At 66.6% G+C, this 26,389-nt stretch carries 20 protein-coding genes; 11 read left to right on the top strand and 9 right to left on the bottom strand.

Annotated features, from left to right (window positions below; all coding sequences use genetic code 11):
* The gene (thpR, locus tag N825_RS24630) at window positions 1-537 is read left to right on the top strand and encodes an RNA 2',3'-cyclic phosphodiesterase (protein WP_051512943.1); all 537 of its coding nucleotides are present in this window, start codon (window positions 1-3) and stop codon (window positions 535-537) included.
* Window positions 538-820: 283 nt separating this feature from the next.
* Window positions 821-1,840, top strand: a complete 1,020-nt coding sequence (locus tag N825_RS24625) for an aspartate-semialdehyde dehydrogenase (RefSeq protein WP_037458017.1) — start codon at window positions 821-823, stop codon at window positions 1,838-1,840.
* A gap of 200 nt (window positions 1,841-2,040) precedes the next feature.
* Here N825_RS24625 and N825_RS24620 read toward each other — a convergent pair whose 3' ends face one another.
* On the bottom strand, window positions 2,041-2,820 hold the full coding sequence (locus N825_RS24620) for an SDR family oxidoreductase (protein WP_037458016.1): 780 nt from the start codon (window positions 2,818-2,820) through the stop codon (window positions 2,041-2,043).
* 198 nt (window positions 2,821-3,018) lie between these two features.
* Between N825_RS24620 and N825_RS36880 the strand changes: the two genes are divergently transcribed.
* The 3 genes from N825_RS36880 to N825_RS24605 are packed head-to-tail and all read left to right on the top strand — an operon-like array spanning window position 3,019 to window position 7,405.
* Window positions 3,019-6,627, top strand: coding sequence for an ATP-binding protein (locus N825_RS36880; protein WP_051512941.1), 3,609 nt, complete (start codon window positions 3,019-3,021; stop codon window positions 6,625-6,627).
* A complete protein-coding gene (locus N825_RS24610) occupies window positions 6,624-7,010 on the top strand; it encodes a response regulator (RefSeq protein ID WP_037458015.1) in 387 nt (128 codons plus the stop codon). Before N825_RS36880 ends, N825_RS24610 begins: the two co-directional genes overlap by 4 nt.
* Complete coding sequence (locus N825_RS24605) at window positions 7,007-7,405, top strand: hypothetical protein (protein WP_037458013.1); 399 nt, start codon at window positions 7,007-7,009, stop codon at window positions 7,403-7,405. Before N825_RS24610 ends, N825_RS24605 begins: the two co-directional genes overlap by 4 nt.
* A gap of 7 nt (window positions 7,406-7,412) precedes the next feature.
* On the opposite strand, the gene msrP is transcribed toward N825_RS24605, so the two are convergent.
* From msrP to N825_RS24575, 6 genes are all read right to left on the bottom strand, one after another.
* Window positions 7,413-8,408: a protein-methionine-sulfoxide reductase catalytic subunit MsrP gene (gene msrP, locus N825_RS24600; protein WP_037458012.1), complete on the bottom strand. Its 996-nt coding sequence runs from the start codon at window positions 8,406-8,408 to the stop codon at window positions 7,413-7,415.
* A 161-nt stretch (window positions 8,409-8,569) separates the two neighbouring features.
* Complete coding sequence (locus tag N825_RS24595) at window positions 8,570-9,040, bottom strand: Dps family protein (protein WP_037458010.1); 471 nt, start codon at window positions 9,038-9,040, stop codon at window positions 8,570-8,572.
* A 149-nt stretch (window positions 9,041-9,189) separates the two neighbouring features.
* Window positions 9,190-9,471, bottom strand: a complete 282-nt coding sequence (locus N825_RS24590) for a hypothetical protein (RefSeq protein ID WP_037458008.1) — start codon at window positions 9,469-9,471, stop codon at window positions 9,190-9,192.
* A gap of 89 nt (window positions 9,472-9,560) precedes the next feature.
* On the bottom strand, window positions 9,561-10,067 hold the full coding sequence (locus N825_RS24585; RefSeq protein ID WP_245613225.1) for a Dps family protein: 507 nt from the start codon (window positions 10,065-10,067) through the stop codon (window positions 9,561-9,563).
* Between the two features lie 243 nt (window positions 10,068-10,310).
* The gene (locus N825_RS24580) at window positions 10,311-10,517 is read right to left on the bottom strand and encodes a TOBE domain-containing protein (protein WP_037458003.1); all 207 of its coding nucleotides are present in this window, start codon (window positions 10,515-10,517) and stop codon (window positions 10,311-10,313) included.
* Window positions 10,518-10,652: 135 nt separating this feature from the next.
* Entirely contained in the window at window positions 10,653-12,698 is a 2,046-nt protein-coding gene (locus N825_RS24575) for an elongation factor G (protein WP_037458000.1), read from the bottom strand.
* Between the two features lie 461 nt (window positions 12,699-13,159).
* On the opposite strand from N825_RS24575, the gene N825_RS24570 reads away from it, so the two are divergent.
* From N825_RS24570 to N825_RS24555, 4 genes are all read left to right on the top strand, one after another.
* Complete coding sequence (locus N825_RS24570) at window positions 13,160-13,642, top strand: cache domain-containing protein (RefSeq protein WP_157619520.1); 483 nt, start codon at window positions 13,160-13,162, stop codon at window positions 13,640-13,642.
* Window positions 13,643-13,875: 233 nt separating this feature from the next.
* On the top strand, window positions 13,876-14,970 hold the full coding sequence (gene pstS / locus N825_RS24565; RefSeq protein WP_342666042.1) for a phosphate ABC transporter substrate-binding protein PstS: 1,095 nt from the start codon (window positions 13,876-13,878) through the stop codon (window positions 14,968-14,970).
* Window positions 14,971-15,013: 43 nt separating this feature from the next.
* Window positions 15,014-16,714, top strand: coding sequence for a Na/Pi cotransporter family protein (locus tag N825_RS24560; RefSeq protein ID WP_051512939.1), 1,701 nt, complete (start codon window positions 15,014-15,016; stop codon window positions 16,712-16,714).
* An 856-nt stretch (window positions 16,715-17,570) separates the two neighbouring features.
* Window positions 17,571-22,916, top strand: coding sequence for a choice-of-anchor I family protein (locus N825_RS24555; protein ID WP_051512938.1), 5,346 nt, complete (start codon window positions 17,571-17,573; stop codon window positions 22,914-22,916).
* Window positions 22,917-23,023: 107 nt separating this feature from the next.
* On the opposite strand, the gene N825_RS24550 is transcribed toward N825_RS24555, so the two are convergent.
* Window positions 23,024-23,248, bottom strand: coding sequence for a hypothetical protein (locus N825_RS24550; RefSeq protein WP_037457995.1), 225 nt, complete (start codon window positions 23,246-23,248; stop codon window positions 23,024-23,026).
* Window positions 23,249-23,521: 273 nt separating this feature from the next.
* On the opposite strand from N825_RS24550, the gene N825_RS24545 reads away from it, so the two are divergent.
* Window positions 23,522-25,042 carry a pyruvate kinase gene (locus tag N825_RS24545; protein ID WP_245613224.1) on the top strand — a complete coding sequence of 507 codons (1,521 nt, stop codon included), beginning with the start codon at window positions 23,522-23,524 and terminating at the stop codon, window positions 25,040-25,042.
* A 12-nt stretch (window positions 25,043-25,054) separates the two neighbouring features.
* Here the strand turns inward: N825_RS24545 and N825_RS24540 are convergent, their stop codons facing one another.
* Window positions 25,055-25,459 carry a RidA family protein gene (locus N825_RS24540; RefSeq protein WP_037457991.1) on the bottom strand — a complete coding sequence of 135 codons (405 nt, stop codon included), beginning with the start codon at window positions 25,457-25,459 and terminating at the stop codon, window positions 25,055-25,057.
* A gap of 177 nt (window positions 25,460-25,636) precedes the next feature.
* Between N825_RS24540 and N825_RS24535 the strand changes: the two genes are divergently transcribed.
* Window positions 25,637-26,251, top strand: a complete 615-nt coding sequence (locus N825_RS24535; RefSeq protein WP_063833919.1) for a TetR/AcrR family transcriptional regulator — start codon at window positions 25,637-25,639, stop codon at window positions 26,249-26,251.
* The last annotated feature ends 138 nt before the right edge of the window (window positions 26,252-26,389 follow it).

Below are 26,389 nucleotides of genomic sequence, written 5' to 3'. Positions count from 1 at the left end.
ATGATCCGCCTGTTCGTCGCCCTTGAACTGCCGGAACCCGTCCGCGACCGCCTGATCGGCCTTGGCGGTGGGGTGCCCGGCGCCCGCTGGACCGAGCGGGAGAACCTGCACCTGACCGTGCGGTTCATCGGCGAGGTGGAGAACGGCGTGGTGCCCGACATCGACGCGGCGCTGGCCGCCGTTTCCGCCCCCGGCTTCGAACTGGTGCTGGATGGCGTCGGCCAGTTCGGCAGCGGCGCCAAGTCGCGCGTGCTGTGGGCGGGGGTGGAGCGCAACGACGCGCTGGTCCACCTGAACCAGAAGGTCGAGTCGGCGCTGGTCCGCGCCGGCCTGCCCCGCGAGGAGCGGCGCTACAGCCCCCATGTGACACTGGCCCGCCTGCGCTCCGCGCCAGCGGAGCGGGTCGGCCGTTTCATCCAGGATCGCGGCCTGTTCCGCGCCGGCCCCATCCCGATCGACCACTTCACCCTGTTCGAGAGCCGCACCGGCAACGGCGGTCCGGTCTACGATCCGCTGAAGGACTATCCCCTGGGTTGACACCGGCTCGGGGGTGGGACGAAACGGACGCTTTACAAGTCGCGGCGGTCTTGGTAACAGACCGGCCATCATGAACCGCTCGCGCGCCATCACCACCACCACTCCCAAAACGACCAGCTTCGGCGGGCCGTTCGTGGGTGGAATGCGTTGATCGGGTAAAGACGCTTCATCAACCACGAAGGCCCCGCCGGACACGGACGGGGCCTCGTCGTATCGGGGTTTCGTCCCGCGCTCACCACCGGTATGCGACTGGCGGGCATGCAACAGGACGGAACTTGATCAGATGAGCCCCTCTCCCTCTTCCCTCTCCCCCCGCCGCGTCGCGATCGTCGGCGCCACCGGCGCCGTTGGCCGCGAAATGGTCAACGTCCTGCACCAGCGGGGATTTCCCGTCGCCGAACTGGCCCTGTTCGCCTCGGAGCGCAGCGCCGGCCGCGTCCTGGAAACGCCGTTCGGCGAGAAGACGCTGGTCGCCTTCGACGCCGACGTGGTCAAGGGCTATGACATCGTCCTGCTGGCGGTGTCCGGCGAGTTCGCCAAGCAGCACGCGCCCACGCTGGCTTCAGCCGGCGCCATCGTGATCGACAACTCCTCGGCCTTCCGCTACGACCCCGAGATCCCGCTGATCGTGCCGGAGATCAACGCCGACGCCCTCGGCTCCAGCAAGCTGATCGCCAACCCCAACTGCACCACCGCGATCCTGGTCCTGGCGCTCGGCCCGCTGCATCGGGCGTTCGGCCTGAAGCGCGTGATCGTGTCGACCTATCAGGCGACCAGTGGCGCCGGCGCCGAGGGCATGGCCGAGTTGGAGGAGCAGACCCGCAACCAGCTGGCTGGCCGTCCCGTCACCAACAGCGTCTTCCGCCACCCGATCCCCTTCAACGTCATCCCGCAGATCGACGCCTTCCAGGAGAACGGCTACACCAAGGAGGAGATGAAGGTGACGTGGGAGAGCCGCAAGATCCTCGGCATCCCCGACCTTCTGGCGAGCTGCACGGCGGTCCGCATCCCGACATACCGCGCCCATTCGGAAAGCGTCACGGTCGAGACGATCCGCCCCGTCACCGCCGAGGCCGCCCGCGCCGTCCTGGCCGAGGCCGCCGGCGTCAAGCTGACCGACGATCCGGCCAATGGCGTCTACCCGATGCCGCTGAACGCCACCGGCGAATACGACGTCGAGGTAGGCCGCATCCGCGCCAACCCGGTGTTCGGCGACAACGGCTTGGACTTCTTCGTCTGCGGCGATCAGTTGCTGAAGGGTGCGGCGCTCAACGCCGTGCAAATCGCCGAACTGACGCTCTGAGGAAACCAGCCGGCGAAAAAGTAGCCGTAGGTCGGGTAGAGCGCAGCGGCACCCGACACCAACTCGCCTGCTTGTCGGGTGCCGCCGCGCTCGACCCGACTTACGGTTGTATGACCAGCCAGTCGGTTTCAGTCGCGGTGGATCGGCGCCCGGCGCCGGGGGCAACTCTGCCGATGGCCGTCACCCGGCGCGCCGGTTCCTCACAGCCCCTTGGTGGCCCCGCCGTCGACGTCGATCAGGGCGCCGTGGATGAAGTCGCCACCGTCGCTGGTCAGGAAGGTCACGACCGCCGCGATCTCGTCCGGTTCGCCGAACCTCATCACCTTCTGGGCCTGCACCATGCGGCTGGCCGCCTCCTCCGGATCGATCCCCTGGGATTGGGCGAACTGGCGGACGCGGACATCCAGCCGCTCGGTCCGGATCGGTCCCGGATTGACGCCGTTGACCCGAACCCCGTCCGCCAGCCCCAGATCGGCCAGCGCCTTGGTGAAGTTCATCAGGCCGGCGTTGACCGAACCGCCGATGGTGAACTCCGCCGTCGGCGTCCGTCCTCCGGCGCCGATGATGTTGATCACCTGACCGCCGGTCCGCTTCAGATGGGGCCAGGCGGCGCGCGACAGCCGGACGGCGCCGAAGAACTTGAGGGCGAAGCCGTCCTGCCAGTCGTCCTCGCTCAACTCCAGGAACGGCGCCCGCTTGGTCGCCCCGGCGTTGTTGACCAGCAAGTCCAGCCGATTGAAGGTGTCCACCGCCGTCTCGACCAGCCGCTCCGCCAGTTCGGGTTCGCTCAGGTCGCCATGCAGGATCTCGACCCGCTGACCCGTCTCGCGGCTGATCTGGCGCGCCACGGTTTCCAGCGCGGTCGCCGTCCTGGACGTGATCAGCAGATCGAAACCAGCCTCCGCCAGCGCCGTCGCGATGGCCTTGCCGATCCCCCGGCTGGCTCCGGTCACCAGGGCGACCCGCGTCTCTTCCGTCATGGCAATCTCCTTCACCGGCTCCGAGCGGCGCCGGGGGCCCCGCGACCTGGGCAACCATAGGCGGTGGCTCGTACTTTGCCAAGGGCGGTACCGGTCGCGATGGCCGCCCTCCGTCCTAACCCTTAGGCCAGATTGGCTTTGATTGAGAATAGGTGTTAATTCGATAGGTTAGAGCACACTGGTATAGGGTCAGCCGACATGCGGAACGCGAGCCAGATCCAAGCCAGATCCGCACAAGCCATCCCCGCTCAGGCGAACGCGCCCAAGGCGGAGCCGCGCTCCCTGCTCGGCTGGATCTGGGGATCGTACCTGCGCGCGGCCCTGATGCCGCTGGTGCTCGTCGAATTGGCCCTGATAGCGCTCTTCCTCCATTCCAACGCGCTGGTCCGCGACGAGAACCTGTCGGCGATGCGCGGCGTCGCGCGAGACCAGCTGGGGCGCACCGCGCGACAGGAGGCGGAGACCCTGAACGCGACCCTGGTCGGCATCGGCTCGTCGGCGGCCCTGCTCGCCCGACAGGCCGAAGTCGCTTTCGGCACTCCCTGGCGAGCGCCGCCGGAGGAGGCCGAACGCTACGCCTGGGGGCCGGGCGGTTCCTGGCACACGACGCGCGACATCGGACTGGGCGCCGCCTTCTACAGCGGCATCGTTCCGATCGGCGAGGCGGAGCGGGCGAAGGCGTTGCGGCTGGCCCAGCTCGATCCGCTCCTCAAGAACCTCAAGCTGACCAATCCGCTGATCGTTCAGACCTACCTGAACACGCGCGACAGCCTCAACCGGATCTATCCCTATTTCGACGTGTCCACCCAGTACGCCGAGCGGATGGACATCCCCAGCTTCAACTTCTACTACGAGGCAGACGCCAGCCATAATCCCGGCCGCGGCACCGTCTGGACCGATGTCTACGTCGATCCCGCCGGGAGCGGCTGGATGGCGTCCGCGATAGCGCCAGCATATGTCGACGGGACCCTGGAAGGGGTGGCTGGGGTCGATATCACCGTCGGCAGCTTCGTGGACCGGATCGCCGCGCTCGAACTTCCCTGGAACGGCTACGCCGTCTTGCTCAACCGCGACGGCGTGATCCTGGCCCTGCCGCCCGCCGCCGAACGGGATTTCGCCCTGTCCGAACTGACGACGCACCGCTACGACGAGGCGATCAGGGCCGATACATTCAAGCCCGACGATTTCAACATCTTCCGCCGCGCCGACCTGAGGCCGCTGGCGGCGCTGATCGGCGGTTCCGACGCGGGGACCGGCACCATCACCCTGGGCGATCCCCGGCTGGCGTCGTGGGCGACCATCGGCGAGACCGGCTGGCGATTGCTGGTGATGGCGCCGGAATCCAGCATCTTCGCCGACGCCACCGCGCTGAAGGAGCGTTTCGACCGGATCGGCCTGATGCTGATCGCGGGGGTGACGCTGTTCTACGCCTGCTTCTTCGCCCTGCTCTACCGGCGCGCCCAGGCGATGAGCCACGCGATAAGCCGCCCCTTGCGGGAGATCGACCGGCTCACCGACCGGATCGGCTCCGGCGACGACCTGGATCCCGACACCGGAGCCGGCATCCACCGGGCGCCCGGCTTCGACATCCTGGAACTGGAGCGAACGGCCCACCGGGTCATCGACATGGGACAGCGGATCGCCACCCAGCGCCGCGCCATCGCCGCCACCACCGACACGCTGGAGGAGCGCAACCGCCTATTGGCGACGCTGCTGGACACCGTCCCTGTCCCCCTGTTCGTTCTCGATCCAACAGGCCGGTACATCGTCTGCAACGGTCACTTCGCCCGATTCGCCGGCGTCGCGCGCGACGGCGTGGTGGGCATGACGCCCACCGACCTGTTCGGCGCGGATTGGGCCCAATTCACCCGCGACGCTTCCTTGGGTTCTTCCGATCCGGCCGGGGGCCCAGCCGCGGACAACGGCCAGGGCGGCATCCTCCAGTACGAGGCGGTGCTGCGGAACGCGGGCGAGGGCGAGGAGCGGACGGTGATGGTCGGCGAGGCCGTCTTCCGGGGAGCCGATGGCGCCATCGCCGGCCGGGTGGGCACCTTCTTCGACGTGACCGAGGCGCAGCGCGGCGCCGACATCCTGCGCCGCGCCAAGGAACAGGCGGAGGCGGCCGACCGCAGCAAATCCGAGTTCCTGGCCAACATGAGCCACGAGCTGCGGACGCCGCTGAACGCCATCATCGGCTACGCCGAAATGCTGGCGGAGGACGCGGAGGATCGCGGCGACCAGTCCTACGTTCCCGACTTGGAGAAGATCCGCGGCAGCGGCAAGCACCTGCTGGCCCTGATCAACGACATCCTCGACCTGTCGAAGATCGAGGCGGGCCGGATGTCGGTCGACATCACCCCGTTCGACGTGGACCAGTTGATCGAGGAGGTCGGCGCCATGTCCTCGCCCCTGGCGGAGGCCAACGGCAACCGGCTTGTACTGGACGTGGACGGGAACGGGGATGATGGCATCGGCATTCTCCTGACCGATCAGACCAAGGTCCGCCAAGTCCTGCTGAACCTGATCGGCAACGCCTGCAAGTTCACCTCGGGCGGCACGGTCCGCCTTTCCGCGCGCTGCCTGCCGGGCGCGCGCCCGGCGGTCGAGTTCAGGGTGAGCGACACCGGGATCGGCATGACGCCCGAACAGCTGAGCCGATTGTTCCGCCGCTTCACCCAGGCCGACACCTCCACCACCCGGCGCTATGGCGGCAGCGGGCTTGGGCTGGCGATCAGCCGTCATTTCGCGGACATGCTCGGCGGCAGGATCACCGTGTCGAGCGAACCGGGCAAGGGCAGCACCTTCACCCTCACGCTGCCCGCCACCCGCCCGGCCGGGGCGTCGGCGGGAGAGTCTTCGGCCAGCCGTGGTCCGGGCTTGGACGACGACGCTCTCGCGGCCCTGGCCGGGGACTCCGACACCGGAGCCGAGGCACCGGCCAGCCGCGGCGGGACGATCCGCGTCCTGATGATCGATGACGACCCGCGACTGCACGACGCGGTCGACGCCGCCCTGGAGCGCGGCCGGGCAGCCCATGCCTCGGCCGTCTCCGTGATGATCCTCCACGCCTTCGGAGGCAGCGAGGGGCTGCGGATGGCGCGGGCCCTGCGGCCCGACCTGCTGGTGCTGGATGCCGAGTTACGCTGCCACGACGGTCAGTCCCTGCCGGAAAGCCTGCTGACCGACTTCGACATGGCCTGCCCGCCCCAGATCCTGCTGGTGCCGTCGGGGTCGGAGCCGATCCCGTTCAACCTCCTGGCCGACGCGGCGGAGTGCCTGGCGAAACCCGCTTCCGCCGAGGCCATCGCGGACGCGATCCACCGCGTCTCCAGCTTGGGGATGGTCAGCTCCGAGCCTGAAGCGCCGAGCGGTTGCGACGTGCTGGTGGTCGATGACGACGCCTCCGCCCGCGACCTGCTGCGCCGAACCCTGGAACGGGCCGGCTTCAAGGTGATCGAGGCGGAGGATGGCTTGGGCGCCATCGATCTCATGCGGACCCACCGGCCGCTGGTGGTCGTCCTGGATCTGGGCATGCCCGCGCCCGACGGCTTCCAGGTGCTCGATCTGATCCGCGGCGACCGCCGGTTGAACGATACCCCGATCGTGGTGGTCACGGCGCTGGATGTCGACGACGAGCGCACCGTCCGGATGGACGGCTTGGTTGATCGTGTGTTACGTAAGGGTGCATATGAACGAGACGATCTGGTCAGGACGGTCCGCCGGCTGGTCGTGGGGGAGCAGGCCGATCGCGAACTCGCCAGTTTGATGATCCGATCTGGAGAGGCCGTGACGGGAGGCGTTGATTGACTCGTATCCTGATCGTCGAAGACAATGACCTGAACCGCGACATGCTGTCCCGCCGGTTGACCCGACGGGGGTTTCAGGTGATCGTCGCGGTCGACGGCGCCGCCGGTGTCGAGACGGCGATTCGCGAGCGGCCCGATCTCGTGCTGATGGACATGAGCCTGCCGGTGATGGATGGCTGGCAGGCGACCCGGACGATCAAGGCCGATCCGACGATATCGGCGATTCCGGTGATGGCGCTGACGGCCCACGCGATGACCGAGGACAGGGAGCGCGCCATGGCGGCCGGCTGCGACGAGTTCGAGACCAAGCCGGTCGATATCGACCGCCTGTTGTCGAAGATCGAGACCCTATTGAACCGGTTCCGTCTGGCGGCCGGATCATGAGCGGCGCCGGACAAATCTCCCTCGAGGCGTCCCATCGGGAGCTGAGGCGCCTGACCGGCTCCATCGACACCCACTCCGCCGGTGTGATCGCCGCCAAGGACGGGATCACCGACGAGGACGATCTCAAGATGGTCGGCTACATCTCGGTCTCGATCGCCTCGCTCCGGGACTTGACCGGCACCGGCGCGCCGGCCGATCTGCTCAGCCGGCCGCACCGTCACGCCATCCGCAACTGCCTCAACGCGATCAAGGGCGGCGCCCAGCTGCTGATCGAGGGAGCGCCCGACAACGGGCTCGATCCCGAGGGGTCCGCGATCGTGAGCGCCGAGGCCATGGTCGCCGACAGCGACGCCATCCTCGCCTGCCTGGACGCCGTCAAGATCGGCAGCGAGTGATCCCCGCTCAAAGGTAAAGCCGCTCGCCCTCCAGTCCCTTGTAGAGATCGGCGACGAACTCGCCATAGCCGTTGTAGAGCTGCGTCGGCACGGTCTCGCCCGTCCCCAGCACGCGCTCCTTGGCTTGGCTCCAGCGCGGGTGCGGCACCTCGGGATTGACGTTGGCCCAGAAGCCGTATTCGCTGGCCTGGATCTTCTCCCAGAAACTGACGGGACGCTGATCGGTGAAGGTGAGGCTGACGATCGACTTGATCGACTTGAACCCGTATTTCCATGGCACCGCCAGCCGCAGCGGCGCGCCGTTCTGCTTGGGCACCGGCTTGCCGTACATGCCGGTCACCATGAAGGCCAGCTCATTGGTCGCCTCGGCCATGGTCAGGCCCTCGACATAGGGCCAGGGGTACCAGAACTGGCGCTGGCCGCTCGCCATGTCGGGGTTCTGGAAGGTCTTCATCACGACGTATTTGGCGGAGCCGAGCGGCTGGGCGAAATCGACCAGCGCTTTCAGGGGAAAGCCGCTCCACGGCACGGCCATGGACCACGCCTCGACGCAGCGATGGCGGTAGAGCCGCTCCTGCAACGGCATCTGGGCCAGCAGGGTGTCGATGTCGACGGTCTTCTCCCGCTCGACCATGCCGTCGAACGTCACCGTCCAGGGACGTAGCTTCAGCTTCTGGGCGGCGCGCCAGATGTTCTTCTGCGAGCCGAACTCGTAGTAGTTGGTGTAGGTGGTGGACTCGGACGGATCGGTGATGGCGCGATCCAGCTTGAAGCGCTCGTCGCGCGGCATCGGATAGAGCTTGGCGGTCGGATCGTCCGCCGCGATCTCCGTCTGGCCAAAGGCCGTCCCGGCCAGGAGGGGGCCACCGATCAGGGAGCCCGCCGCCGCGATGGCGGGAGCCGCCAGAAAGCTCTTCAACAAACCGCGCCGGTTCAGGAAAACCTCTTCCGGCGTGGCGGCCGACTCGGGCAGTTCCCAACCCCGTCTGGATCGGATCAGCATGACGTTCCTTCCAAGGCAATCCTCTTCGGGGCTCTTGGGTCCCCGCCGCTAGATTTGACCTTGGACCGCGTCGCGCGCAAATCAAGTTCGGGTGATGGCGTCGTGAGGGGGCTCCTGGAACGCCCTCCCTCGCGACCCATGTCACCCGAACCGGGTCGGCCTCAGCCTTCCAGCATGCTGCGCAGCATCCAGGCGGTCTTCTCATGGAGCTGCATGCGCTGGGTCAGCAGATCGGCGGTGGGCTCGTCACCGACCTTCTCGGCCGCCGGGAAGACGGAGCGGGCGGTGCGGACCACCGCTTCCTGACCGGCGACCAGCTGGCGGATCATCTCGTCGGCCTTGGGAACGTCGGTCGCTTCCTGGATCGAGGTCAGCGCCGCGTACTGGGCGTAGCTGCCCGGAGCGGGGAAGCCCAGCGCGCGGATGCGCTCGGCGATCAGGTCCACGGCCAGCGCCAGCTCGTTGTACTGCGTCTCGAACATGAGGTGCAGCGTGTTGAACATGGGGCCGGTGACGTTCCAGTGGAAGCTGTGCGTCTTCAAATAGAGCGTGTAGGTGTCGGCGAGCAGCCGGGACAGGCCCTCGGCGATCTCGCGCCGGTCGGTCTCTGAAATTCCAATATCGATCTGCATGACATATCCCCTCAAAAACCCAGTCTGCACAGTCAGATATGGGCCTCGAAAAGGCAATGCGCAAACGATCTCCTTAGAATCGTTCCAAAGTTTTGATCTGCATCAAACGCATGGCGGAACGATCGGCCTGGAACGCTTGACCAGCCGGATCAATCGGCTTGCATGCTCACCACTTCGGGAGGGCCATCGGGGTCCATTTCGACACAGGATGCCGATTCGGCATCGAGCCAGGGGTTCGCCATGGCCTCGCCCTCGTCGGCTTCCGGCAACAGCAGATGCATGCCCTCGCGACCCGCCACCTCCGCCTGACCGGCGGCGACTTGCCGAGCCGATGACTCGTCCGGGGCGCGGACGATCAGCTTGCGGGTCTTGCGGTAGTGTTCCCACTTGCGGGCGAGCGGAAGCACGGGTTCCAGGACGAAGAACGGCATGACGGTGATTTTCCCTCGACCAAACAGCGGCGAACCCGGTGGCCCGATGGCATCGAGGCCACCGGGCCACCGGGCTCAACCCATCGCACTCAGCTCATCGACGAACGCAACATCCAGGCCGCCTTCTCGTGGGCGTCCATGCGGTGGTTCATCAGGTCCTCGGTGACGGTGTCGTTGGCCTCGTCACAGATCTGGACCACGGCGCGGCAAGCCTGCGTGACGGTCTCGTTGTCGCGGACCAGTTGCTCCAGCATGCCGCGCGCGTCGGGAACGCCATGCTCGTCCTCGATCGTGCTGAGCTTGAGGAACTGGCTCAGGCTGCCCGGCGCGAAATAGCCAAGGGCGCGGATCCGTTCGGCGATCTCGTCGACCGCCGTGGTCAGGTCCGTATACTGCGTCTCGAACATCTCGTGCAGGCTATGGAACTGCGCGCCGGTCACGTTCCAGTGAAAGCCATGTGTCTTGCCCAGCAACGTGTAGGTATCGGCCAATACTTTGGCCAAACCATCGGACAAAGCCTTGCGCTGGTCCTCGGCGATACCGGTGTGGACGGACATCGGCTCATGCGACTGTGCGGTTGAATTTTCGAATGCCATGACTTGGCTCCTTGAAACACTGTGGATTGGTTGTTCCACCCTGCCCACCCAATTTGACCATGCGCTGGCGAAGTCAACCCCATCGGGGGCTCACCATCGCGCAGCCGCCGTCCTGGACTGGGTTCGGATGGAATTCTCCTGTTTCAACGAGGAAATGGCGAAAAGGTGCCGTACGCTCGAAGAATGGTGGGCGGCACGGATGGGTGGGCCGGCCTTGGCGAGCGGCCGGCCCAGCGGGTTTCGCTATTTGCCGATCATGACGTCAGAGGACTTGATGATCGCCACGACGCCGTCGCCGACCGCCAAGCCAAGCTCGGTGGCCGACTCCGTGGTGATGCTGGAGGTGACGATGACGCCGCCGCCGATATCGATCTTGACCTTGGCCGATACCGGCCCCTTCGCCACTTCGACGACGGTGCCCTTCAGTTGATTGCGCGCGCTCAGGTTCATGGAACATCCTCCGTTGCTTGGTCAGGCCGGATGCGGGTCCGGCCTGACCGGAGAGTGCGGCGCCCCAATCGCTATATACAAGTGGAAATGACGAAATCCCGCGCGCCATCCCCGCCACATCCTGTCGCGGGCCGCCTACTGCGCCGCCACCATCGACTGCCGGATCTCGACCGCCCGGTCGGCCAGCCGTCCGGTCAGTTCCGCCAGATGATCGAAGCGGGTGGTGAACACCCCGAGGCCCAGGGTCAGCGACCGCAGCTCGACGATCAGGTCCCTGGCCTCGGCCTCCGGCATCAGCGCCTTGACCTCGTCCCAGCCGTCCCATCCCGCCCGGCCGTCGAAGCCCAGGATCTGGCCGCGCCGGCCGGTGATCAGGCGCTGCACCTTGGGCGTGAACTCGGCCGGCGCCGCGATGGTCACCTGCAGGATCGGCTCCAGCAGGACCGGGTCGCATTTCGGCATCGCCTCGCCCATCGCCATCCGCCCGGCGGTCTTGAACGCCTGCTCGCTGCTGTCGACCGCGTGGAACTGGCCGCTGGTCAGCGTCACCGCGACATCGACCACGGGAAAACCCAGCGGCCCCTGGACCAAGTACTCCTTGACCCCCGCCTCGACCGCCGGGATGAACTGGCGCGGCACCACGCCGCCGACCACCTTCTCATCGAAGGCGAATCCGCTCCCGCGCGGCAGCGGCGCCACCTCGACATGGACATCGGCGAACTGCCCGTGGCCGCCGGTCTGGCGCTTGAACCGGGAATGCTGCGCCGCCCCCTTGCGGATCGTCTCCTTGTAGGCGACCTGCGGCGCCCGTGAGCGGACCGGCAGGTTGTACTTGGTGCGCAGCCGGTCCATCGCGAGCTGGAGATGGATGTCGCCCTGGCCCCACAGCACGATCTCGCCGGTGTCGGGGTTCTGGTGGACCGACAGGGCCTGATCCTCCTCGGTCAGCTTGGCGAGCGCGCCGCTCAACTTGACCTCGTCGTTGCGCTGCTCGGCCGAGATGGCGAGGGAGTAGACCGGCGCCGGAGCCGCCGGCCACAGCGGCGCCTTGGCACGGGCGCCCTGGTCGTCCAGCACCTCGCCGGTGGCGGCGCGTTCCATCCGGCTCAGGGCCACGACCTCGCCAGCGCCGGCCGACGGCAGCTTGTGCTGGTCGTGGCCATGCATGCGGTAAACACCGCTGACCCTCTCGCCCCCCAAGGTCATGCCGTCGGTGACCTCGCCTTTCCAAACCCTGGAAAAGCTGAGCTTGCCGGCGTGCGGCGCGTGGTAGGTCTTGAAGACCTGCGCCACCACACCCGCTTCCAGCGGGATCCCCAGCCGGGCCGCCGTGGTGGCGACCTCGGGTGTCTCGTGGCGCAGCGCCTTCAGCAGGCGGCGCACGCCGTTGTCGTTCTCGGCCGAGCCGATAAAGACCGGGACGATCAGGTCCGACGCCAGATCCTTGGCCAATTGCTGGTAAACCGCCCCCCTGTCGGGCGCCACGTCCTCCAGCAGCTGCTCCAGCAGGCCGTCGTCGAAATCGGCCAGCGCCTCCAGCAATTCCTGGCGGGCGGCCTGTTCGCGCTCGCGCACCGTGTCGGGCACCTGGACGAGGTTGGACGGGGCGTGCGGGTTGTAGTGATAGGCCCGCTCGCTGACCAGATCGACGCAGCCGGTCACGGTGTCGCCCTCGCGGATCGGGACTTGGCGCAGCACCAGGGGACGGGCCGAGGACGCCTGCAGCGCCTGCATCAGGTCGCGCACCCGGATGTCCTGATTGCCCAAAGCGTCGACCTTGTTGACGAACAGCATGTGCGGGATGCCGTTGTCGTCCAGGAACTTGAACAGCGGGGCCAGCATCGGCGCCTTGTCCGGCGTGGGTTCGCACACGACGACCGCGACATCGGCCACCATCAGCGCCGCCTGCGCCTCGGCCGGCAGTTCGACCGAGCCGGGGCAGTCCAGGAAGGTCCAGCGCTCGCCGAGATAGTCGGCGCTGGCCAGCCCGACCTCGACGCTCATCTTGCGGGCGCGCGCCTCGGGCGCGCTGTCGCCGACCGTGTTGCCGTCCTTGACGTTACCCTTGCGGGTGATGGCGCCGGCGGCGAACAGCAGGCTTTCCATCAGGGTGGTCTTGCCGCTGAGATAGGGGCCGACGAGAGCGGCGCTACGCGGCCCCGCGATTCTGGTGCTTGGCATTCGGAACCTCCCACTACCGTTGTATCGGATCGGGGCGTCCGCGGGTTCGGCCGTTCGTGAAGCGACGGCCGTGGACGTCGTCGACCCGCTACCGTGTTCGTGGAATCGATGGTCCTCCCGCCACTTCCCTGTGTCCATGAAAAAAGGCGCGCCGGCCCCGGGAAGAGGTGCGACAGTCCCGCGCGGACGGGCGACACCCAATTTCGGCGTTCGACACCGCGCCGCGACATGGGATTCATTTTCAAACGATATCAATTGCTGGAGCCATGCTTGGAAAGCGTCCAACGCACGGGATGATTAGTTTGGACAACAAAGTAAATATCCGCAGCCAATGGGTGCCGTCCCTCGATCGAAGCCGCAATCGCCTTGACATCTATGTCTTTCGTATTATCACCAAGGGCCGAACGCCGAAGCCGCCGATGCTGGACATCGTCACTCCGGCACACCGGTGTGGAGATCGAATGATGCGCCTGTCCGTCATGGGCATGATCCGGGGGATCGGGCTCGCCGCCATCGGCATCCTGATGGTCGCGGGTGCCGCTTCCGCCGATACCCTCAAGCCGACCCGGTCCGAGGTCGAGATCCTGACCGCCAGGGCCGCCGAGGTGATCGAGGCCCGGGGCATCGACGCCGCCCGCGAGGTCTTCAACGCCGAAGGTGAGTTCAAGTTCGGCGAGATCTACGTCAACGTGATCGACTTCACCGGAACCTGGCTGGTCTACCCTCCCCGCCCCGCCAGCGTGGGTTACAAGGTCGTCAACCTAAAGGATCCCGACGGCAAGTCCATGGTCCAGGACATCCTGAAGGTCGCCCAGGCCAGCGGCCAGGGCTGGGTCAGCTACCGCTGGCTCAACCCCGTGTCCAACCGGATCGAGCCGAAATCGTCCTTCGTCAAGCGGGTCGCCGGCAAGGAGTTGGTCGCCTATATCGGCGTCTACGAATAGTCCCGTAACCGCGCGCCTGTCGTTCCCTGAACCCTGCCAGCCACGGACCCCGAATGAGGCATGGACCCGCTGGGTATGCCCACACTCGCCTGAAATTGCGGAGTGGTTTGGAACAGTGGATGTATACCGGTGATGAATCGCGTCGTTTCATCCGCAGGTTCACTGAACTGTCACGCTGAAAATCTACGCTACCGGGATCGACGATCAGGATGACCGTCGATGAACCTAGGTAGATGGATGCCTCAATGCCACGCCTGCTTCCCATTCTTTTACTGTTATGCTTGGCATCGGTAACGCCAGTACGCGCCGAAGCTTTGAGCGGCGCGGGATCGACTTTCGCCTTCCCCCTGCTGAGCCAGTGGGGAGCCAAATTCCAGGCCGTGGAAGAGAGCGGCATGGATATCGCCGCCTCGCTCGATGGCCCACTCGCTCCCGAAGGTGGTCTGGGTTCCCCCTTGTCACCCTGGGCCGGCGGTCTCGATTATGAGCCGGTGGGATCGCTTGGCGGCATCATGCGCGTCATCGCCGGCGCGGTGGATTTCGGCGCCTCCGAACGGCCCCTGCCGGCCGAGGAGGTCGATCGCCACAAGCTCATGCAGTTTCCCATCGTGACCGGCGGCGTCGCGGTGGTCTTCAACCTGCCAGGAGTGGCCGACGGCGCCCTGCGGCTGTCCGGGGCGGTGCTCGCCGACATCTATCTGGGCAAGGTGACATCCTGGTCCGATCCGGCCTTGAAGGCGCTCAATCCGGACGTCACGCTACCGGACGCGCCGATCGATGTCGTCCATCGCGGCGATGGCTCCGGCACCACCTATAACTTCGCGGCCTATCTCGCCGATGCCAGCGGCGACTGGAGGGAGCGGGTCGGCGTCGACACCGAACTGAAATGGCCGGTTGGGCGCGGCGTCAAGGGCAGCGGCGGCATCGTCCGGAGCGTCGCCGCCGACCGGAATTCCATCGGATATGTCGAGGTGGGGCAAGCGCGGCGCGATGGGCTGCCCGCAGCCCTGGTCGAAAACCGGGCGGGCGAGTTCAGGGCGCCGTCTCCCGATTCCATCGCCGCCGCGGCGGCCGGCGCCGATTGGGCGGGTTCGCGGCACCACGACCTCCTGCTCACCGGCGCCACCGACCCGCGTGCCTATCCCATAGCGGCCACGGTCCACGTCCTGATGCCGCGGGAGACGGGCCCAACCTCGGCGAGGACGCTCCGTTTCTTCGACGACGCCCTGACCCACTGGCGGCGGGACGCGGTCGATCTCGGCTACGTTCCCTTGCCCGACGAGGTCGTCGGCCAGATCCGTTCCTATTGGAAATCGACCCAGCGATAATGAAAACCGGTGCCCGCGCGCGGGCCCGAGGGAAGGACGATCCATGCAGGTTGATATCTTCACCCAGATCATCGTACCCGTCATCGGCGGGCTTGGCATCTTCATGCTCGGTCTGGAATTCATGTCGAACGGCATCCAAGCCGTCGCCGCCAACCGCATGCGGTCCCTGCTGGCCAAACTGGCGGGCACACCGATCAAGGGCGTCTTCGCCGGTACCATCATCACCGGCGTCATCCAATCCTCCACGGCGATGACCGTCATGGTCGTCGGCATGGTCAACGCCGGCGTGGTCGGGCTGCGGCCCGCCATCAGCGTGATCATGGGAGCGAACATCGGAACGACGCTCGGGAATGGCCTGATCGCTCTGCCGCTCGGTCCGCTGGGCCTGCTGCTGGCCGGCTTCTTCGCGCTCATCCACATCTTCGCCAAATCCGATCGGACGAAGAACATCGCGCTGGCCTGCATGGGCTTCTCGCTGATCTTCTACGGCCTCAACCTGATGACCGGCGGCCTGAAGCCGCTCCGCGCCATGCCGGAGGTGATGTCCGCGATCTCGACCCTGCGGGCCGACGACTATGTCGGGCTGCTGACCTGCGTCGTGACGGCGGCGCTGGTCACGGCGATGATCCACTCCTCGTCGGCGACCATCGGCATCGTGATGGGGCTGGGCGCGTCCGGTGTGCTGGACTGGCAGACCGCGGTGGCCTTCTCCCTCGGCGCCGATCTGGGGACGACCATCACGTCCTGGATCGCGTCGCTGAACCTATCGAAGAACGCGAAGCGGGCGGCCTACGCCCACATATCGTTCAACATCATCGGCGTCATGGTGACGATCCCGCTCTTCTTCGTCTCGATGGACGTCCTGCGCTTCGCCATGGGGTGGTTCGGCGGCGATCCAGGCGTCCCGATGATGGTGAACGGTAAGGAGACCTTTCCGCTGATCCCCGTCGCGATCGGGCTCTATTCGACCTTCTTCAACATATTCAACACCCTGCTGCTGTTCCCCTTCGTCGGCGTCTTCGAACGCGTGCTGTCGCGCATCGGGCACGACGCGTCGGAGGACATCGAGGATTACTCCCTGCCGAAGCATCTCGCGGCCAACCTGCGGGGCGATCTCGCGCGGGGAGTTCCCGCCCTTCGCGCCGAGATCGAGCGCCATCTGGGAGCGGGCAAGATCTATCTGGACATCGCCCGGGGCCTGCCCGACGCGCCGAAGGACCCGCAGCCCCACAATGTCAATCTGGGCAATCTCAGCCGGGACATCGGGGTGTTCGCCTCGACGCTGCTGAAGCCGGGCCAGCCCTATTCCCAGGCGGACCTGGTGGCGAGCCTGATCGAGGAGGCCGATTTCGCCGAAAGCCTCGGTGAGACGCTTCACCAGATCGCCCGGCGCGTCAAGAGCGAGGAATTCTCGCCAGCGGGCAAGAACCTGATCGAGGGCATCCTCGATCAGGTGTCCGACGCGATGTCGGTCGTGCTGCCCTCGGCGTCCCGAACCGGGCTGTCCTTGACGGCCGAACAGCGTATCGGCGGGCTGGCGGACCTACGGCGCCAATGCCTGAGGCTGGAGGGGCTGGCCCCGACGGAAAGGGCGTCCCTGCTAGCGATCCTGGGCAGCGCCGAACGGATCTTCCTGCTGATCGACCGCATCGCCGACGAGCGGCGCTCGGTCGATCGCGATGTGGTCATCGAACCCGCCGGCGAAGTCGTCACGGGCCTGGATCCGCGTCCGGCGACCGCCTGATCGCGTCGCATCCCTCGACCCGCCGAATGCGACGGGCGATCGGCATCCGGGTCGGCGCGGCTGGGCGGTTTGCCAAGCCGTGCCCCCAACGCCCGGAACACCCCATCGGCACGCAAGTCCGCGGCTGACGATATTGGAGGATTGATGCCCTGATACCAACGGCACTAAACAATGACCGATTGCTAACGAACGTCCCACAGTAGGTCGGGTGCCGTTTCGTTATGAAGAAACCAGCTGGCGGAATTGTAGGTCGGGTAAAGCGCAGCGGCACCCGACAAGCAGGCGAGTTGGTGTCGGGTGCCGCTGCGCTTTACCCGACCTACGCGAACAACTATTCGACCGGTCATTGTTTAGTGCCGTTGGTATGAGTGGATCAATCGACCTTCCTAGGTTAGCGCCAATGGAACTTGATCCGGCCCTCTCCCAGTTTCGGCTACCGCGGCAACGTCAATCTCGATTCCGGATTCCGCCGCCTAGTCTTCAAGGCGTCCGCCGCTCCGATCGGCCGCAGGCGCGAGTCCCGCAAGATAATTGCCAGCCTTCGTGCAGCAAGCCCGCTCTTTCGGCAAAAGAGAAACTCCGCCAACACGACAAGCCCAAAAATCAATCTAATCGTATTAACACTGGCAGGTCTCCGCCGTTAATTTCTTCCTCATGTAATAATAACGCAATACCACTCTGACATTTTCTCCCTGACTTTCCGCAGTCGATCAGCTGATCTGCTCGGCGGCGATATCAGCGTGTTTACTTTATATTTGAAATATTCGCCAATACGTCACACGTAGACTAGGCAAATCCTTGCCAACGTCTCGGCACTGGCATGGCGACAATCCGCCCCCAGGGAGGCCCAACCAAGATGTCCGACTCACCCAGCACCGGCGGTAACTTCCGGCTTCAGATCCTGCACGCGTCGGATCTGGAAGGCGGGATCGACGCCGTCCAGAGGGCGCCGAACTTCGCGGCCATCGAACAGGCCCTCGAGGGCGAGGCCGAGAACTCGATCACCCTATCGGCTGGCGACAACTACATCTCCGGACCGTTCTTCAACGCCTCGGCCGACGCCACCCTCGGGCCGGCCTTCGCGGATGCCTACGACTTCATCTACGACCTTCCGGCGGATGCCACGGATGTCAGCTTCGAAACGCTGGTGCCGGCCCAGGGCCGGATCGACATATCCGTCATGAACCTGATGGGGTTCGACGCCTCGGCCTTCGGCAACCATGAATTCGACCTCGGCACCGACGTGGTGTCGTCGATCATCGGAGTCGCCGCCGGGGCTCCGGAGGCGGGTGCCGATCCCCTGTCCGGCGTCGACTGGCTGGGCGCGCAATTCCCCTATCTGTCGTCGAACCTGGAATTCGAGGGCTCCAGCCTGGAGGGGCTTTACACAGCCGAGCTGCGGACCTCCGACAGCTTCCGGACCGATCTGGACGCGGCCGCCGCCGGCACCGCCGATCCGGCGAAGATCTCCAGTTCGGCCATCGTCGAGGAGAACGGTGAGCGGATCGGGGTCATCGGCCTGACCACGCCGGATCTCGCCGAGATTTCGTCACCCGGCGATGTCGGCGTAAGCGGCTCCGACGAGGACCTGTCGACCCTGGCCGAATTCGTCAACGCGGAGGCGGCCCGGCTGGCCGAGCAGGGCGTCACCAAGGTCGTGCTGGTCAGCCATCTTCAGCAACTCTCGCTCGAGCAGGGCTTGGCGCCGCTGCTGACCGGGGTCGACGTCATCATCGCCGGTGGTTCCGACACCATCCTGGCCGACGGGACCGACACGCTCCGGCCGGGCGACGAGGCGGCGGGCGATTACCCGATCATCGCCACCGGGGCGGACGGCAATCCGGTCGCCATCGTCTCGACCGATGGCGAATACAGCTATGTCGGCCGGCTGGTGGTCGAGTTCGACGCGGACGGCGTGCTGGTCGCGGACAGCGTTGACGCCGCCGAGAGCGGTCCCATCGCCACCACCGATGAGCGGGTCGCGGCACTGTACGACGGTGCCGATCCCTTCGCCGAGGGCACCGCCGCGGCCGAGGTGCGCGATCTCGTCGGTGCGGTCCAAGGCATCGTGACGGAGCAGGACGGCAACATCCTCGGGTCCAGTTCCGTCTTCCTGGAAGGCCGCCGGATCAACGTGCGGACGGAGGAGACCAACCTCGGCAACCTGTCGTCAGACGCCAACATCGCGGCGGCCCGCCAGTTCGACGAGACGGTCCAGGTTTCGATCAAGAACGGTGGAGGCATCCGGGCGCCGATCGGCGAGGTGGCCGGTGACGGCGGCCTGCTGCCGACACAGGGGAACCCGGAAGCGGGCAAGGCCGCCGGGGAGGTCTCCGAGCTCGACATCACCAACGCGCTGCGCTTCAACAACAGCCTGTCGGTCGTCACCGTGACGGCCGATCAGTTGAAACAGGTGCTGGAACATGGCGTCGCGGCGGTCGGTCCGGGCGCCACACCCGGCCAGTTCGCCCAGGTCGGCGGCGTCGCCTTCAGCTACGATCCCGATCTGCCGCCGGGCGAGCGGGTCCGAACGGCGGTGCTTCTGGATGACGAAGGCAATCCCGGTCAGGGGCCCGGCCAGGTCATCGTGTCGGAGGGCGTCGTCGCCGCCGACGCGCCCGACGCGATCCGGGTGGTGACCCTGAGCTTCCTGGCCGATGGCGGCGACGGCTATCCGTTCCCGGAGTTCATCGAGGCCGATCCCGTCTTCGCCAACCGCGTCGACCTGGAGGAGGCGCTGACCGATGCCGGAGTGGCCACCTTCGCCGCTCCCGGCACCGAGCAGGACGCGCTGGCGGAATACCTCGCCGCCAACTTCGCGGAGACACCCTACGCCGAAGCCGAGACCGCGCCGACCGAGGACACCCGCATCCAGAACCTGTCGGTCCGCGAGGACTCCCTGGACGACGGGACCGATGGGGAAGACGGCGGAACCGATGGCATCGTCCTGACCCCACTGGGAAGCTTCGAGACGGGCATCTTCAACGAGAGCGCCCAGGAGATCCCCGCCTACGATCCGTTGACCCAGCGGCTTTTCGTCAGCAATGACGGCGAGTTGACGGTCGATTTCATCGACATCTCCGATCCGGAGGCGCCGGCCCGCGTCGGCCAGGGCGATATCGGAAGCATCGAAGGCGCCGGCGGTGTCAATAGCGTCGCGGTGTCTGATGGACTGGTCGCGGCGGCGGTGCAGAACGAGGACGGCACCGCCAACGGCTTCGTCGCTTTTTACACGGTGGGCGGCGCCTTCCTCGGCACGATCGAGGCGGGCGTGCTGCCGGACTCGCTGGCCTTCTCGCCGGATGGCGGCAAGCTGCTGGTCGCCAACGAGGGCGAGCCGACCGACGGCGTCGATCCGGAGGGGAGCATCTCCATCATCGACCTGTCGGGCGGGCTGATCGGCGCCGAGGCGACCACGCTGGACTTCCGCGCCTTCGACGGCCGGGAGGACGATCTTCGCGCCGACGGTGTCCGGATCGCCGAGGGCAAGACCTTCTCCCGGGACGCCGAACCGGAATACATCGCCGTGTCGCCGGATGGCGCCACCGCCTGGGTGACGCTTCAGGAGAACAACGCGGTCGCCCGCGTCGATCTGACGTCGGCCACGGTCACCGACATTCTGCCGCTGGGCACCAAGGATTATTCGGAGCCGGGCAACGGCATCGATCCGAGCGACGAGGACGGCGCCATCGCGATCCGCCCCGTGCCGGTGCTCGGCCTGTACCAGCCCGACGCGATCGCCAGCTACACGGGGTCCGACGGTTCGACCTATTGGGTCACCGCCAACGAGGGCGACACCCGCGACGGCGAGGAGATCCGGGTTTCCGACGCCAACCTCGACCCCGAGGCGTTTCCCGACGCCGACGCTCTGAAGGCGGACGACGAGCTGGGCCGGCTGACGGTTTCGGCGGTGGACGGCGATACCGACGGCGACGGCGACATCGACCAGCTCCACACCTTCGGCGGCCGATCGTTCACGATCTGGAACGATGCCGGTGAAAGGGTCTTCGACAGCGGCGACCAGTTCGAGCGGATCACCGCAGTGGAACTGGGCACCGTCGGGTTCAACGCCAACAACGACGACAACGACAGTTTCGACAGCCGCTCGGACAACAAGGGTCCGGAGCCCGAGGGTGTCGCGATCGGCGAGGTCGATGGCCGGACCTACGCCTTCGTCGGCCTGGAACGGGTCGGCGGCGTCATGACCTACGACATCACCGACGCCGACGCCCCCCGCTTCGTCGATTACGTCAACACGCGCGATTTCGCGGGTTCGGCGGAGGAAGGCGGCGGTGGCGACCTGGGTCCGGAAGGACTTGCGTTCATCTCCGCCGAGGACAGCCCAACCGGCGCCCCGCTGCTGGCGGTGACCAACGAGGTCAGCGGCAGCACCCGCCTGTTCTCGATCGGAGAGCGAGGCGACGCGCCGGGCAATGGTCCAGGCGAGGGTGAATTCACCGCGATCGGCGACATCCAGGGCGATGGCGACACCTCTCCCCTGGCCGGCCAGACCGTCACCACCCGCGGCGTCGTGACGGCGGTCGATGGCAATGGCTACTATCTCCAGGATCCCGACGGCGATGGCGACGACGCCACCTCCGACGGGATCTTCGTCTTCACCGGCGGACAGCCGGGCGTCACCGCCGGGATGGCGATCGCGGTGACCGGCACCGTCGGCGAGTTCACGCCGGGCGGCGCCTCCAGCGGCAACCTGTCCACCACCCAGATCGCCGACGTGACCGAGACGCGGGTGCTGGATCTGGACTCGGACCTACCCGACGCCGTCATAATCGGGGCCGAGGGCCGGCTACCGCCGACCGAGACGATCAGCCCCGACGGCATCGCCTTCTTCGAGAGCCTGGAAGGCATGCGGGTCACGGTCGCCGACGCGGTGGCGACGTCGCCGACCAACGGCTTCGGCGAGATCTTCGTTGTCGCCGATGGCGGTGCGGGAGCCACCGGGCTCAACGATCGGGGTGCGATCGTCATATCCGAGGATGATTTCAACCCGGAACGGGTGCAGCTCCAATTCGACGCCGAGGTGTCCGGCGGCCTTTCCGCCGATGTCGACACCGGGGCCGGGCTTGGCGACGTCTCCGGCGTGGTCGGCTACGCCTTCGGCAACTACGAGGTCCTGGTCCAGGAGATCGGCGACATCACGCCCAGTGGCATCGAGCGCGAGACGACCTCGATCAGGGGCGGTCACGAGCGTCTGACCGTCGCCAGCTACAATGTCGAGAACCTGGACCCGAACGACGACGACGGCGACACGGACGTCGCCGACGGCAAGTTCACCGAACAGGCGTCCCAGATCGTCGATAACCTGAGGTCGCCGGACATCATCACCCTCCAGGAGGTGCAGGATGGCAGCGGCTCGGCCGATGACGGCACCGTCAGCGCGGCGGCGACTGCCCAGGTGCTGATCGACGCCATCGAGGACGCGGGCGGACCGACCTACAGCTATGTCGAGGTCGCTCCCGAGGACAACACCTCGGGCGGCGAACCTGGCGGCAACATCCGGGTCGGCATGCTGTACGACGGCGACCGGGTCGATCTGGTCGAGGACAGCGTCCAGGCCATCGGCGGAACGGGTGACGCTGCCTGGACCGACAGCCGCATTCCCCTCCACGCCCAGTTCGAGTTCAACGGCGAGACGGTCGACGTGATCACCGTCCACAACGCCTCGAAGGGCGGGAGTACCCCGTTGTTCGGCGCGGTCCAGCCGCCGGTGAACGGCGGCGAGGAGCAGCGGGTGGCGCAGGGCGAGGCGATCAACGCCTTCGTCGACGGCCTGCTGGAGGAGGACCCGGATGCCAATGTCCTGGTGCTCGGCGATTTCAACGAGTTCCAGTTCCTGCCTCCCCTGGCCGCCGCGACCGGCGAAGGCGACGATCAGGTTCTCCACAACCTGACCTTCCGTCTGCCGGAGGACGAGCGATACAGCTATGTCTTCGATGGCAACGCCCAGCAACTGGACCAAGCCCTGGTCAGCGACGCGCTGGCGCGGGGGACCTCCTTCGACATCGTCCACCTCAACGCGGAGTTCGCCGATCAGGCCAGCGATCACGATCCGCTGGTGGTCGGCCTCCGCCTGGAGGAACGGTCCCCCCACGGTGGTCATGACCACCATGACTGGGACCCGGTCTCGCTGGTGGGCGTACGGGGTGGCGAGGGCGGGTTCGACGGCCTCCACGCCGCTTGAGGTCATCGGCCAAACAGGCGGGGGGCTGATCAGGGGTGCGGAGCCGTTGGCATGGCTCCGCACCCCATCCGTTCAAGCCGTATCGGAATAAGAGCGACGGATCACCCTCAATCCGGGCTGCCGAAGCGTTCGCTGGTCGGACTGCCGCCCAAGGCGTTCTCGCCGCCCTCGCGCCGCTTGCGCAACGCCAGATTCGCCTCCCGCGCCTCATCTCCCTCCTCAACCCCTTCCTCGGCGCCATCCTCGGCCCCGAACAGCCGTTCGGCGTCCTCGGCGTTCTTTTGGGGCGTGCTGTTCAAAGCGCCGCTGGTGATATCGGGTGTCTTGGTCATGATTCGCCTCCTCTGGGGTTCAGCTTGGTCCAAGGGGTCGCCGTCGCCCGGATCACTGTCGCGCGGCGGCATCGGGCACCCTGACCCAACATCCGCGCCCGCGCCGCCATCGCCACCGTCATCAAAAATTCATGTCCGCGACCGCTCCGGCCGGCGCGGTCGCCCCTCCCGTCAGCACGCTCCCATCCGACGGTATGCGTCTTCTCGAGTGGCTAGCTTCCGCACTCAAACGCCTGGGCGACACATACCTGTAAAGGAGACGTGCTAGGGAGCGTGACGCACCAACAACCCACGCCGGTCCAGATGAAACACGAACCCGAAACGATCCCCTCCCCCTCCGATCTCCTGGACACGCTCCGCGATCTGCGGCGCGCCGTGGCCGCGGAGGGGCGGACGATCTGGCGGGACTGGAAGGTCGGGGACCAGCGACGGCGCTTTCGGGTCGGCGCCTTGAACTTCGCGCATTACCTGGCGCTGCGGCGCCGCGACCTGCGCGCGCTCCAGGCCGACCTGATGCCCTACGGCCTCTCCTCGCTGGGCCGGTCGGAAGGCCGCGTGCTGGCGAACCTGGACGCCACGATCAACGCGCTGACCGCCATCACCGGCGGCGTGCCGCGCCACTATCCGCGGCCACACGCCTTCTTCCGCGGCGACCGGATGCTGCGCGCCGGCACGGACGAGTTGTTCGGTCCGGTCCAAGAGGGGGAACGCGTGACCCGGATCATGGTGACCCTGCCGACCGAGGCGGCGGACGGCACCGATCTGCTGGCCGCCCTGTTGCGCAATGGCACCGAGGTGGTCCGGATAAACTGCGCCCATGACGATCCGGAGGTCTGGGCGGCGATGATCGGCAACCTGCGCGCGGCGGAGCGGGCGACGGGCCGGCGCGCCCGCATCCTGGCCGACCTCGGCGGACCGAAGGTGCGGACCGGCGAGGTCAGGACCGCCGAATGCGGCCACCGGCGCATCGTTTCCGGCGACAGGATCCTGCTGACCGCCGGCGGCTTCGCGCCGATCGAACGGCATCCGTTCCAAGTGGTCTGCGAACCGGCGGAGATCGTCGGGCGGCTGCGTGTCGGCGATCCGGTGTTCCTCGACGACGGCAAGCTGGGCGGCGTGGTCGAGCGGCTGGACGGTGCCGGCGTGGTCGTCCGCGTCGAACAGGTGGGACCCAAAGGCTTCAAGCCGAAGCCGGAAAAGGGACTGAACTTTCCCGCGACCGATCTCGGCCTGCTGCCGCTCACCGCCGAGGACCGCCGGAGTCTGGACTTCATCGCCAGCCGGGTCGATCTGATCGGCTATTCCTTCGTCCGAAGCGGCGCCGACGTGCGCCTGCTCCAGGACGAACTGGCGAAGCGCCGACCGGATGATTGGAACAGCCTGGGTCTGGTCGCCAAGATCGAAACCCCGGTCGCCGTCCGCAACCTGCCGGAGATCATCGTCCAAGCCGCGTCGCGCCAGCCGTTCGGGGTGATGATCGCCCGGGGCGACTTGGCCGTCGAGATCGGGTTCGAGCGGCTGGCGGAGATGCAGGAGGAGATCCTGTGGCTGTGCGAGGCCGCGCATGTTCCGGTCATCTGGGCGACCCAGGTGCTGGAGAGCCTGGTCAAGAAAGGCTTGCCGACGCGGGGCGACATGACCGACGCCGCCATGTCCGCCCGCGCCGAATGCGTCATGCTGAACAAGGGTCCCCATGTCGCGGAAGCGGTCGCGGCGCTCGATCACCTGCTGACCCGGATGGCCGCCAACCAGACCAAGAAGACCCCGATGCTGCGCGCCCTGCGCAGCTGGTGATCGCCACCACCGTTATTGGGCAGGCCGCTCCGGCAGGCGGGCGATGACCTTGATCTCGAAATCGAAACCCGCCAGCCAGTTGACGCCGACCGCCGTCCAGTTGGGATAGGGTTGCTCGCCGAATACCTTGGTTCTGACCGCGGTGATGGCGTCCCATTGCGTCGCCGGATCGGTGTGGAAGGTTGTGATGTCGACGATGTCGTCGAGGGTGCAACCACCCGCCTTCAGCACGGCCGCGAGATTGTCGAAGGCGAGTTGGACCTGTCGTTCGAACACGGGTTCGGGCGATCCGTCCTCGCGGCTGCCGACCTGACCCGAGACGAACAGCAGGTCGCCCGACCGGATCGCGGCCGAGTATTTGTGGATCTCGTACAACGCTTGCCGGCCGGCGGGGAAGATCGCTTCACGTTTGGTCATCGGTCCACTCCATGTTCACAGAAAGCCGCGAACGCATTCGCGCTCGCCATCCGGAGCGGCGCTTGATATACGCTCCGTATGTGGATATAAAATCACATACGCGCCGTATGTCAATAGGCGATGTCTGGACACGCGTGATTTTGGGAGATGTCAGTGGTTGCGGGACGACGCGCGCGGATGATGGAGGAAACGAGGGTCAAGCTGATCCAGGCCGCCCGGAGGGCCTTCGCCGCCAAGGGTTACGCGGCGGCGTCGATGGACGACCTGACCGCCGAGGCCGGCCTGACGCGAGGCGCGCTTTACCACAACTTCGGTGACAAGAAGGGCTTGCTGCGGGCCGTCATCGATCAGATCGACGCCGAGATGGTGGCGCGGATGCGCGTCGAGCGGGATCGGGCGGACACCGCTTGGCTCGGGTTCCTGGCCGAGTGCGTCGCCTATATCGAGATGGCCCTGGAACCGGAGATCCAGCGCATCATGCTGCTGGATGGCCCGGCCGTGCTGGGCGATCCATCGCGCTGGCCCAATCAGAACGAGTGCCTGCGCGCGACGGCCCAGACGATCCAGGCGCTGATCGACGAGGGCACGGTCAAGCCGGTGGACACCGAGGCCGCCGCCCGCCTGCTCAATGGCGCGGCGCTCACCGCCGCGCTGTGGATCGCGGCGGCCGACGATCCCCGCGCCGTCTTCCCCAAGGCCGTCGAGACCTTCAAATACCTCGCGGAGGGATTGCTGCGGACCGAAACCCGGCTGCCCCCATCCAGGCAAAAAGAACGCCCGCAAATCGAATGACTTGCGGGCGAGTTGAACAGGGAGGCTTCACGTCTGGGAGACGTGGGTCCGAAGACCCAACCCCGGGCGAACCCGGAGCGAAACAGCGTTACCGCAGCGCGGCAACGCCAGCCAATTAATTGGTCATCCGCTGCTCAG

Origin of the sequence: Skermanella stibiiresistens SB22, assembly GCF_000576635.1 — a bacterium.
Taxonomy (GTDB): Bacteria; Pseudomonadota; Alphaproteobacteria; order Azospirillales; family Azospirillaceae; genus Skermanella; species Skermanella stibiiresistens.
The sequence above is the reverse complement of the archived record's forward strand: the minus strand, read 5'-3'. Positions and strand labels throughout refer to the sequence as shown.